General features: G+C 71.5%; 9 protein-coding genes. 3 read left to right on the plus strand and 6 right to left on the minus strand.

Annotation, left to right across the window (positions count from 1 at the left end; genetic code table 11):
* Both GZ997_RS05795 and GZ997_RS05800 read left to right on the plus strand, forming a co-directional pair.
* Positions 1-1,308: transglutaminase-like domain-containing protein (locus GZ997_RS05795; RefSeq protein ID WP_162679210.1), on the plus strand; the 1,308-nt coding region annotated here is incomplete at its 5' end.
* On the plus strand, positions 1,308-2,585 hold the full coding sequence (locus tag GZ997_RS05800) for an RDD family protein (RefSeq protein WP_162679211.1): 1,278 nt from the start codon (positions 1,308-1,310) through the stop codon (positions 2,583-2,585). The genes GZ997_RS05795 and GZ997_RS05800, both read left to right, overlap by 1 nt.
* Before the next feature lie 9 nt (positions 2,586-2,594).
* Here GZ997_RS05800 and GZ997_RS05805 read toward each other — a convergent pair whose 3' ends face one another.
* From GZ997_RS05805 to GZ997_RS13035, 3 genes are all read right to left on the minus strand, one after another.
* On the minus strand, positions 2,595-4,019 hold the full coding sequence (locus GZ997_RS05805) for a serine/threonine-protein kinase (protein WP_162679217.1): 1,425 nt from the start codon (positions 4,017-4,019) through the stop codon (positions 2,595-2,597).
* A 47-nt stretch (positions 4,020-4,066) separates the two neighbouring features.
* Positions 4,067-5,404 (minus strand): FHA domain-containing protein, encoded by a 1,338-nt coding sequence (locus tag GZ997_RS05810; protein WP_343212286.1) that lies wholly within the window; start codon positions 5,402-5,404, stop codon positions 4,067-4,069.
* Between the two features lie 248 nt (positions 5,405-5,652).
* Complete coding sequence (locus tag GZ997_RS13035; protein ID WP_162679212.1) at positions 5,653-6,381, minus strand: FHA domain-containing protein; 729 nt, start codon at positions 6,379-6,381, stop codon at positions 5,653-5,655.
* Between the two features lie 62 nt (positions 6,382-6,443).
* On the opposite strand from GZ997_RS13035, the gene GZ997_RS05820 reads away from it, so the two are divergent.
* Positions 6,444-7,031, plus strand: a complete 588-nt coding sequence (locus tag GZ997_RS05820; protein ID WP_162679213.1) for a hypothetical protein — start codon at positions 6,444-6,446, stop codon at positions 7,029-7,031.
* Positions 7,032-7,134: 103 nt separating this feature from the next.
* On the opposite strand, the gene GZ997_RS05825 is transcribed toward GZ997_RS05820, so the two are convergent.
* From GZ997_RS05825 to rsmA, 3 genes are read right to left on the minus strand one after another with little or no spacing between them, the layout of a single operon-like run.
* Complete coding sequence (locus GZ997_RS05825; protein WP_162679214.1) at positions 7,135-8,982, minus strand: ABC-F family ATP-binding cassette domain-containing protein; 1,848 nt, start codon at positions 8,980-8,982, stop codon at positions 7,135-7,137.
* Complete coding sequence (locus GZ997_RS05830) at positions 8,982-9,953, minus strand: 4-(cytidine 5'-diphospho)-2-C-methyl-D-erythritol kinase (RefSeq protein ID WP_162679215.1); 972 nt, start codon at positions 9,951-9,953, stop codon at positions 8,982-8,984. Before GZ997_RS05830 ends, GZ997_RS05825 begins: the two co-directional genes overlap by 1 nt.
* Positions 9,954-10,009: 56 nt before the next feature.
* Positions 10,010-10,987, minus strand: coding sequence for a 16S rRNA (adenine(1518)-N(6)/adenine(1519)-N(6))-dimethyltransferase RsmA (rsmA, locus tag GZ997_RS05835; protein ID WP_162679216.1), 978 nt, complete (start codon positions 10,985-10,987; stop codon positions 10,010-10,012).
* Positions 10,988-11,085 lie beyond the last annotated feature (98 nt).

Below are 11,085 nucleotides of genomic sequence, written 5' to 3' on the forward strand. Positions count from 1 at the left end.
CTCGGCTCCGGAGCCGCGGCTCCGGAGCCGAGCTCCGCCACAACCGTCACATTCGTCCTGGACGGCTACACCTACCCGTGGGTGCCTACCGTTACGGACACGCTGTCCATCACCCCCGCGGGAGCACGGGCGGAGGCGATCAGCGACTCCCTCTTCTACGACACCTTCTCCTCCACCGGGCTGGTCACCGCCAGGCTGGCCGCCGAGGACGTCCTGACTGAGGACGTCAGGGTTCCCGCCACGCCGTCAGACGCCGACCTGACCCAGCTGTCGCTGGCGGACGTCAGCCTCGGCTCCGTGGAGGACGTACCGGCCTCGGTTCAGGCGCTGGCACGCTCGCTGGTCGGCTCGGAGTCGGAGCCGCTCAACCAGATCCGCGCCCTGCAGCGGGCGCTGCGCACCGGCTACTACTCCGACGGCACCAAGACCCCCTCGGAGCCCGGCCACGGTGCGGCCCGCCTAGCCGGCATGGTCGCCGCCGACTCCCTGGTGGGCGACGACGAGCAGTACGCGGTGCTCATGATGCTCATGTGCCGTTCACTGGGCATCCCGGCCCGGGTGGTTATGGGCTTCGACCCGACTACCGACGGGGACGCCACCGACGTCACCGGGGAGGATGTCAGTGCCTGGGTGGAGGTGGCCTTCGAGCAGGTCGGCTGGGTGAGCTTCGACGTCACTCCCGAGCGCGACCAGGTGCCGCAGCAGCAAAACGCCCGCAAGGTCTCCAATCCCGAGCCGCAGGTGCTGCAGCCGCCGCTGCCCCAGCAGGACCCGGCCGAACTGCCTCCCGTCTATGAGGACGACAACCGGGACGGGTCGGAGGAGGACCGGCCCGCGGGCCTGCCCACCGCAGTCGTGGCGGCTATTGGGGCCGCCGCGGGCACCGTCCTGCTACTAGCGGCAATTCTTGCCGCCAAGGCGCTGCGACGGGCCAGGCGCCGGCGCCGCGACGGCGTGGAGCGGGCACTGGGGGCCTGGGACGAGGTGGTTGACCGGGCGCTTGATCTCGGTAGGCGCACCCCGGCCGGACTGACACGCAGGGAGGCCGCGGCGCGGCTGGCGGCCGGTTTTCCCCGGGCAGACCTGCCCCGCTTCGCGCGTGCGATCGACGCCCAGGTATTCGCCGCCGGGGACCCATCATCGTACGATCTGAACCAGATCTGGGAATCAGCCGACGCCATCGTTCCGGTGATGGCATCCGACCGTCCCCGGTGGCGCCGCCTGCTGGCCCGGCTCTCGCCGCGGTCGCTGTTTCGGCCCGCCGGACGTGGGCGGCGGGCACGTACTTCGAGGAGGACAGGCTCGTGATGACGACTACTTCAGCATCACGTCGTGCCAGGAGTGGCTCGGCGGCACCCGCCCCGCCGGGCACCGGCGCCACCAGGAGCCCCTACGGTCGTGTCGGCACGGCCACGCCTGCGCCCACCCGTGCCGGCGCTCCCGCCCCGGTTCGCGCACGCGTTCTGGCCGGCCTGATCGATCTGGCCGCCGGCGCGGCCATGAGCGGGCTGATCGCCGCCCTAGTGCGCCTAGTGGCCGGCGTCGGCTGGGTGGCCGCCCTACTGCTGGCGGTCGTGATCGTGCTGGCGGTGCGCGAGCTGGTGCTGGGACGGACGGGCTGGAGCCTGGGCGGACGCGCGCTGGGCGTGCAGCTGGTCTCGGAGCGTACCGGGCGCCCCGCGGGCCTGGCGCTGTTCCTCCATGCCGACCTGACCTTCATCTGCGTGGTGCCGACGCTTGGCCTCGGCGCCATCGTGCTCATGCGCACCGCTGCTGCGGACCCGCAGGGACGCGGCTGGCATGACCAGCTCACGGGTGTGAGGCTGATTCAGCAGCGCACGTCCCGCGCCCCCCAGCCGACCGCGGCCACGCCCCCGGACTCGCGCACCGCCCGCGCCGGCCGGCGCGGTCCGTTCTCCGACGGCCGCCTGGCATTCGCGCCTTCCGGCAGTCCAATCATGGAGGTGGTTGACACTGTCGACAGTGCCCGGGCCGCGTCCTCCGCGCTGAACACCCGCTCCGCAATCATCGACTCAGTGCCCTGGTCCGCCGTGCCGATGCCGCTGGACTCCACCACCAATGACGCTCCCACCGCACCCGGGGGCGCGGCTGCGGACACGGCCGGGGCCCACAACTCCCATGCGGCCGGCCCCTCCCAGCCGGTCCCGGCACCTGATTCTTCCCCCGATTCCTCCGGCAGCGCGCCGGGGACACGACGCCGCAGCCACACCCATCACCGCAAGCCCGAGCCGGAGACAGTGGGCATCCGGCTGGTGCCCATGGACGGCGGGTCGCCGATCCTGCTGACCGCCCCCGCGGTAGTGGGCCGGGATCCGCAGAATATCTCCGACTACCCGCAGGCGACGCGCGTGTCCCTGGCCGATGCGAGCCGGTCCGTATCCAAGACCCATGCCGCCGTCGCACCTGTTCCCGGTGGCCTGTGGGTCACTGACCTGCACTCCACCAACGGCACACGCATAGACCAGCAGGGCACTATCAAGCAGACGCAGCCCGGGGTGCCGGCACCCGCCCCGGTAGGGTCGGTGCTGCTACTCGGTCGGGCCGCGTACCGCATCGAGGGCTGACGCCCCGCCTTAACCCGCCTCGGCGGCCCCCGCCGCGCTCGTATCCACGCAGGCCCCCGCGGCCGCAGAGGTCCTGCCGTCCGCACGCACGGAGTAAACCTCTATGCACGTGCTTCCCTGACGCGCCGGCAGCTGGACCGTCGTCGCCTGCGTCGACTGCATGGCGGCGTCGGCGCCCCCGGCCACGTCCTCGCGGAACAGGAAGCTGCCGTCCCACTCGTCCTCGGGCGCCTCCCAGGTGAAGGTGACGGTGCTCCCGTCCTCCGACAGGGCACCGGACAGGCCGCGGGGCGGGGACACGGACACTCCAAGCGGGTCCGCGCTGGCGACGGGCGCGAGCGTGGCGAAGGTGGCCTCCGGCCGACTGTGCTCGGCCATGCGCGAGGCCAGGACCGCGGCTGTCACCGCGACGGCGGTGACAGCTACCGCCGTCGCCCCGATAAGCAGCCGCGAGCGCCGGGTGCCGGCGTCCTGCTCCCCGTCGGCCCCAGCGTCGACGTCGACTACCGGTACGTGCGTGGCCGCCTCGGCCACGGGCTCGAACACTCCCAGGCGGGTGGCATTGGTGTCCTCCAGCAGGTCGTCATCATGGGGAACCTCCGAGTCCGTCGCCGCGTGGAAGAGGTCCACCGCTGTCATCGGCAGTCCCAGTTCTGCCTCCACCTGCTGCAGCGCGCGGGCGAATGCCAGCGCCGTCGGGTAGCGGCGGGCGGGGTCCTTGGCCATGGCGACGCTGAGCACGCGGTACAGGGACGGCGGTGCGTCCTGGCGGCCCAACGGCGGCAGCGGGTCCTTGATGATGCGGCGGGACAACTCGTACACCGAGTCGGAGGCATCGGGAATCTCGAACGGGCTGCGGCCGGTGAGCATGGCGTATGCGGTTGCCGCCAGTGAGTAGATGTCGGACGCGGGGTCTGCCAGGTGCGAGCCGACCAGTTGCTCGGGCGGAGCCCAGGGGACGCTCATACCGCGTAGCTCGTCATCCTCGCCGCGCGGACCGCTCATGGCGGAGATCCCGAAGTCTGACAGCACGGGACGGCGGTAGGCGGTGAACAGGATGTTGGCGGGCTTAATGTCCCGGTGCACGATACCGACCCGGTGCGCGGACTCGACTGCTCCGGCGATCTGAATGGTGGTGCTCAGGGCGTCCGCAACGCTGAGCGGTCCGCGCCGCAGGACCATGCTCAGCTGCGGCGGGGGGCAGTACTCCATCACCAGGAACAGGCGGCCGTCCGCCGCGGTGCCCGCTCCATAGATCGAGAGGATCGCCGGGTGGGAGGAGACCCGCGCCATTAGGTTGGCCTCGGACTCGAAGCGTGAGGCCGGACCGCCGCTGACGCCGCAGTTCATGATCTTGACGGCGACTTCCCGCTGCGGCATGTGCTGCTCGTACAGATAGACCCGTGAGTAGCCCCCTGCCCCCAGGTCCCGCATGTAGGTGAATCCTGGGATCGGCGGAGGAGAGCTCTCACGGTCCGTGCTCACGGCAGGTCCTCCAGCAGGAGCGACTGCCCGTCACCCAGGTCGAGTATGTCACCACTGCGCAGCAGCACCGGCTCCGTGGAGGACATGCGCATCGGGGAGACCCCGTCGCGCCGCAGCACCGTGCCGTTGCTGGACGACAGGCTACGGGCCAGCACCGACCACTCGTCCAGCTGGATGAGCAGGTGGTTGCGGGAGATCACCTGCTCCGGGCTGGGCACAGTGATCAGGGCCGGTGCTGCGCCATTGAGCTCGTTTACCCGCTCCGGGGAGGGCTCGCGACCGATCAGCACGGGCCGGTCGAGGACGACCTCGCCCCCGGAGGAGACACGTACCCGCCCCAGCGGCGGGCAGGCGATGATCCGCGCCGGCTGGGTCAGCTCGGCACCGCACTCGCGGCAGCTCACGTAGTTGGTGGGGTTGGCGTGTCCCGAGGGGCAGATGACGGACAGCGCCATGCGTGTGACCTCAGTGTCGGGAACCTCGGTGTCGGCCTCCGCCGGGGCCTCCTCCCGGGGCTCCGGCTCCGGCAGCATGCTGCCCAGCTCATCGACTAGCTCCTCGGGCAGGTCCGCCACCGTCCAGCCGTCGTGGTCCCCAGGGACGTCGGCCCGGTCAACCGACTGCACCGGCGCGAGCTCGGCCGTGTCGGGCTCTGCCGCGGTCCCCGCAGGAGCCTCAGCCGTCGCCTCCGGCGCGGCCTCCGGGGCGGGGTTGGGGGCCTTCGGCGCCGCCTCCTGCCCGGCCGCAGGTGCGGCTACGCGCTCCTCGGGCTCCCGGGGTGGGGCTGCAGGCGCCGTGGCCTCGGCGCGCGCCTCCGCCGCGGGAGCTTGTGCCGCGCTGCCGTGATCGGTGTGTGCCGCCGCGGTATCGGCGGTGTCAGCATCGGTAGGGACTCGCAGCTCCAGGCGGGAGGCCCGCACCACGGCGTCGACGACGGGCCGGCCCACCGTGCCCGGCTCCTCGGGTGCAGCTAGCACGATATTCGCCTCACCGGGGATGAAGGACTCCATCCACGTAGCCACGCCTGCGGCGTCAAAGCCCTGACCGTCTATCTCAAGGCTGGGGACGCCCCGTAGCGCCAAGTGGGTACCCGACTTCTCCAGGATGACCAGGCCGAAGTCCGGGATGCGTGAGAGGTGGCCACCAGTTCCCATCACAAGACGGTCAAGGATGGCAGTTAGGGACCCACCTTCATCTCGCAGCAGCCGCCACAGCCCGGCAACCAGCTCCTCGGGCACCGACTGCGGCAGCAGCAGCGCTCCCCGCGGCGTAACCGCGGCACTCCAGGTCCCTTCCATCCACAGCGTCTCGCGTTCGGCGCTCTTGTCGGTCACGTTTTCTCCTTCAACAAGTGGCTAGACGGCGCCGAGCAATCGCCGCGCTTTTGGGCAGTGTCTCATAGACGGCCGCAGCCGCCAATCGCCTTGCTCAGCGGAATTCATCACCACCCATTCAGGCATCCCGGGTCGCGTGTACAGGATCGTATGCGCAGGAGGATAGAGGCGCCCCTCCGGCCACCCGGAAGAACCCACGCTCTCATGCGGAGCCCATGCGGAAAATGCTGCGGCCCGGCACAGGCCCGTCACCGAATCACGCACTCGGTGTCCCCGAAGTACACCCGCCGCCCCCGTTCCACGACCTGCGCCTGCCCGGGGTGCAGCCGGTGGATGCCCTCGGAGTCCTCCGCATGCGTGCCGTTGGTGGAGTGCAGGTCAGTCACGCGCATACCGCCGCGCACGGGTTCCAGCAGCGCATGGGTCTTGGAGACCGAGGGGTCGTCCTGGAAGCTCGGCAGTAGGCGGCTGGTCCTGCCGGGAAGCGGGTCCGGCGCCCGGCCCAGCACCGTCGGCTGCGTAACGGTCAGCAGGTGCCCGTTGGCCGCGACCAGTTGCACCGGCTTCGGGTCGCGCTCCTGGGCGATGACCACCGTGCCCGCCATGCGGTCATACCAAGTGCGCCGCCAGCCGCCGTCGTCGGTACTCATGACCATGACCACGGGGAGCACCCCGAAGGTAGGCAGCGCCGCCAGGGAGAACAGCCAGGCGCGCTCGACCGCGGCCCACCCCGGCGGGTCCGTGGGCCGAATCGCCCGCCGCAAGCGCACGGAGACCAGCGCCTGCCCGGGGCTTGCGCCCGTACGCGCCTGGACCAGGATCATCAGCCCGGCCACGGCAGTGCCCGCAGCTAGGCGAGCGGCCGGCGGCAGCGGCACCAGTACCCCCACAGCCGCGATGAGCGCGATATCCACCACGCCGGCGATCACGCGCCTAACCCGGGAGGCTGGAAGCGGAGAGGGTGCGGAAGCGGCCACAGCAACAGCATAGGTCTTGCGGAGTCGGCTATATTGCACAGGTCTGTTAAAGGAGTAGCACAATGCAGATCGCCGTCACCCCGGATCCGGGGAGCTGGGTCGTCATCCCTGAGTTCCCCCCACCGGGATGGGCCCGTATGGAAGCGCAGACCCGCAGTCTGCTCTTGGACATGACCGGCCCGCAGTGGCGGGCCGCGTTCGCTAACCTCCTGGAGGAGCTGCGACGCACCGAACGGGGCACGGCCCTGGCCCGGCTGCTGCACGTAGGCGAGGGAGGGCACCAGATCTTCGCTGTCGACCTCAGCCTGGTGATCGCTCAGGACGACGGTTCCAAGGAGGGGCGTCGCGCCACCCAGCGCGCCCTGATCGCCGAGCTGCTGCCGCGTCCGCACGAGCCCCAGCGGCTGCGGCCAGCACCGCGAATGGCCGGCTTCCAGGCCGTCTCTGAAGACACCGAGGCAGGCACGACCAATCGCCCCAGTGCCGTCGTCGTCCTGCGCATGGCGGGCCTGCCGACGGTCCCGGTCGACCTGGCCATGAAGGCCTGGAAGGCCACTCCGGAGATTGTCGCCTCCGCGCTGGATGACATGGTCGCTCTTGGCCACGTAGTCGCCCCCGTGGAGGCCCTGCCGCGAACACCGGAGAGCTGAGCCGACCCGGACGGACGGCTTGCTCCAGCCGCCGATCCGGTATCGGCGTTCTGCTCGTGCCGGGACCGCGCGCCCGCTGCGGCCCGGGAGTGCCTCCGGCGCCTCAGTACTCGGCGGCCTCAGCGGCTTGCAGCCATTGGGCCTCCAGGTCGGCCTGCTCGGACTCGGCCTGCGCCAGTTGCCTCCCCAGTTCGGTCAGCTCGTCGACTTGCAGCTGCGCGGAGGCCTGCTCCATGCGGCGGTGCAAGTCGTCTATGTGCGAGGTGGTCCGGTCCAGCCGGCGTTCGATGCTTGCCAGCTGCTTGCGGGCGGCATGCACGGCGGCACCATTGCGCTCCGGGGCCGGAGGGGCGCTCCGGGCTGCCGCTTCAGCATCCGCTTCCGCCTCACGGCGCAGTTGCAGGTACTGCTCCACTCCCCCGGGCAGGTCACGAATAGTCCCGTCACCGAGCAGGGCGATCTGGTGGTCGGTGACGCGTTCCAGCAGGTAGCGGTCGTGGGACACCACCACGAGGGTGCCGGGGAAGGTATCCAGCAGGTCCTCCACGGCGGTGAGGGTGTCGGTGTCCAGGTCGTTGGTGGGCTCATCCAGCAGCAGGACGTTGGGCTGCCCCATCAGCAGCCGCAGCAGCTGCAGGCGGCGCCGTTCACCACCTGAGATCTCCCCCACCCGCGTCCAGGCCCGTGAGCGGGTGAATCCCAGGCGCTCTACCAGCTGGGCGGCGGTGAGCTCCTTCCCACCAACCGTCACCCGCTCGCCAACCATGGCGACGGCGTCAACCACTCGTGCACCGGCCAGCGGATCGAGCTCATGGGTGGTCTGTGACAGGGTGGCGACCGCCACCGTCTTGCCCCGCACCACCCGGCCCCGGGTGGGGGCCTGCGTGCCCTCCAGCAGCCGTAGCAGCGTAGTCTTGCCGGCACCGTTTACACCGACGACGCCGACGCGCTCACCCGGGGCCAACCGCCAGGTCACGCCACTGAGCACCTTTCGCCTGCCATCGGGCGCGGTGGCATCCGTGAACTCCACGCTCACGTCCTCCAGCTCGATGACCTTCTTGCCCAGCCGGGCGGTGGCCATCGCGGTCAGTTCCACGGTATCGCGCGGCGGTGGCACATCGGCGATGAGGGCCTCGGCGGCGTCGATACGGAAACGCGGCTTAGAGGTGCGGGCGGGGGCGCCGCGCCGCAGCCAGGCCAGTTCCTTGCGCAGCAGGTTCTCCCGCTTCTCTGCGGCGGCCGCGGCCTGGCGGGCGCGCTCGGCACGGGCCAGCACGTAGGCGGCGTAACCGCCGTCGTAGGTCTCCACCCGCCCGGGTACCTGGGGGCGGCTGCCGCCGGGGTCGACGCCGGGTACCACCTCCCACACGTGGTTGCACACGGCGTCCAGGAACCAGCGGTCGTGGGTGACGGTAACCAGGGCGCCTGCGTCGCGCCGGCGGGAGAAGCGGGCGGACAAGTGGCGGGCGAGCCAGTCCACGCCCTCCACATCCAGGTGGTTGGTGGGCTCGTCGAGGATGACCAGCTCGGCGTCGGCGGTCAGGGTTGCCGCCAGGGCCACGCGGCGGCGCTGCCCGCCGGAGAGGGATGCGACCGGGACGTCCAGGTCGAGGTCGGCCAGCAGCCCGGCGTGGATGTCGCGCACCGCCGGGTCGGAGGCCCACTGGTGCTCGGGAGCCTCACCGTGTACGGCACTGCGCACGGTGGCGCCGGGCGCGAATCGATCGGCCTGGGTGAGCATGACGGCTCGCATATCCCCTGCGCGCGTGACGCGACCGGCGTCTGGGGTGCGGGCGCCCGCCAGGAGCGCTAGCAGGGTGGATTTGCCGGCGCCGTTGGGGCCGAGCACGCCGATGCGCTCCCCGTCCTCGATCCCCAGGCTGACTGCGTCGAGCAGTATGCGGGGACCGACTGTGACGCGGACGGACTCGACGCCGAGCAGATGCGCCATCAGCCCACCACCCGGGCCCCGGCTACGGGGGCGTCCACGCGCAGGGCCTGGGCGACCAGTCCGGACGCGGTCAGGGCGTTGGCTACGCGCATGGCCGCGGCAGGATCGGGTGCCAGCGCGGCGATCGTAGGGCCGGATCCGGAGACGATGGCGCGCAGGGCGCCGGCGGACTCGGCCGCCGCGATGATATCCGCCAGTTGCGGGCGCAGGTCTAGCGCGGCCGCCTGCAAGTCGTTGTGCAGTGCGTCCGCCAGGGAGAACGGGTCGCCGTCGCGCAGAGCCGCGGTCAGGGCCGCCGGCACGTCGGCGGGAGCCGTGGCGCCCGGGACGAGTTCGTCGAAGCGGCGGAAGACGGCGGGGGTGGACAGGCCCTGCGCGGACGTTGCGAACACCCAGTGGTAGGTGCCGCGCGCCATTAGCGGGGTTAGCCGGTCGCCCCGGCCATGCCCGACGGCGGTGGCACCCACCAGCGGGAAGGGCACGTCCGCCCCCAGTTCGGCCGCGAGGCCCGCCAGCTCCGCCTGGCTCAGACCGGTGCCCCACAGCGCGTTGCAGGCCAGCAGGGCGGCGGCGGCGTCGGCGGAGCCTCCCGCCATGCCGCCGGCCGCGGGGACGCGCTTGCGCAGCAGCAGGTCGACGCCGTCGCCCACTCCGGTGGTCTGGGCCAGCAGGGTGGCGGCACGCACGGCCAGGTTGGCGGCGTTAGTCGGCACACCGGCGTAGGGCTCTTCCAGGGTGAGGGTGATGGCGCCGTGCAGATCAGCGGCCTGCCGACGGGCGGTGACGGTCTCGATCAGCCGTACGGCCTGGAAGACGGTGGTCAGGGGATGGTAGCCGTCGGCGGCAGGTGCGCCGACGGACAGGAACAGGTTGACCTTTCCGGGTGCCTCCACTCGCACCTGGGTGGATGAACCGGAACGGGGTGGGCGCGGGGCCCCGCCGGCTCCGGGGACGGCATGCAGTGAACTCATGCCTGAACTCATGCCTGAACTCATGCCTGAGTTAGTACCTGGGTGCATGTCAGGGCTCATGTCTGGCTCCCGGTGTTTGCTGTGCCGCGCGGCGGCCGCTGAGGGGCGATTAGGGGCTCTGGGTCCGACGCTGGCATCCCGGTTTCGGCGAGGGCCTGGGCGAGGGCGGCGAATGCGGTGACGTCGAGTTGTTCTCCGCGGGTAGACGGGTCGATGCCGACTGCGCGGGCGGCCGCCTCCACCTGCTCGGGGCCGCCCGCCAGGGGCGCCAGGGCCTTGCGGAGGGTTTTGCGCCTCTGGGCGAAGGCAGCGTCGATGACGGCGAATACCTGTGCGCGGGTGGCGGTGGTGGCCGGGGGCTCGCGGCGGGTGAGGGTGACGACCGCGGAGTCGACGTTGGGGACGGGCCAGAAGACGCTGCGACCGATGCGGGCGTCCCGGCGCACGGTGCCGTACCAGGCGGCCTTGACGCTGGGCACCCCGTAGGTGCGTGAGCCCGGGGCGGCGGCGAGCCGGTCGGCGACCTCCGCCTGCACCATGACGGTGGCGGTGCGCAGGCCTGGTAGGGCCGCCAGCACGGTGAGCAGTACGGGGACGGCCACGTTGTAGGGCAGATTGGCTACCAGCCGGGTGGGTGGGGCGGCGCCATCCGGTAGCGGCAGCGTCTCGGGGCTGCTGATGGTCAGGGCGTCGGCGGCGAGTACGGCCAGGTGATCCGCGGCGGCTGGCAAGCGGCTCGCAACGGTGAGCGGCAGGGCGCGGGCCAGTACGGGGTCGACCTCGACGGCGATTACTCGCGCACCCGTCTCAAGTAGTGCCAGTGTCAGGGAGCCGAGCCCGGGACCGACCTCCAGTACGGTCTCCCCCGGTTGGACCCCGGCCAGGCGCACGATGCGGCGCACTGTGCCGGCGTCGTGAACGAAGTTCTGCCCGCGGGACTTAGCTGGTCGTAATTCCAGCGCTGCGGCGAGGCGCCGGATGTCGGCGGGGCCGAGCAGCCCGGGGGCGGGCTCGCTGGTGTCGGGCGTGGGCACGGGCCCAGCCTATGTCAGGAGCGGCGGCGGGGACGCCGCGACCAACCAGCACCCTGCGGCGGCGGGGACGCCGCGACCAACCAGCACCCTGCGGCGGC

Source organism: Actinomyces sp. 565 (genome assembly GCF_010365615.1).
Lineage (GTDB): Bacteria > Actinomycetota > Actinomycetes > Actinomycetales > Actinomycetaceae > Actinomyces.

Excerpts from the sequence above, each read along its gene's own strand:
- GZ997_RS05800 (WP_162679211.1), top strand. The coding sequence starts at position 1,308 with ATGACGACTACTTCAGCATCACGTCGTGCCAGGAGTGGCTCGGCGGCA.
- GZ997_RS05805 (WP_162679217.1), bottom strand. The coding sequence starts at position 4,019 with ATGCGGGACCTGGGGGCAGGGGGCTACTCACGGGTCTATCTGTACGAG.
- GZ997_RS05820 (WP_162679213.1), top strand. The coding sequence starts at position 6,444 with ATGCAGATCGCCGTCACCCCGGATCCGGGGAGCTGGGTCGTCATCCCT.
- GZ997_RS05825 (WP_162679214.1), bottom strand. The coding sequence starts at position 8,982 with ATGGCGCATCTGCTCGGCGTCGAGTCCGTCCGCGTCACAGTCGGTCCC.
- GZ997_RS05830 (WP_162679215.1), bottom strand. The coding sequence starts at position 9,953 with ATGAGTTCACTGCATGCCGTCCCCGGAGCCGGCGGGGCCCCGCGCCCA.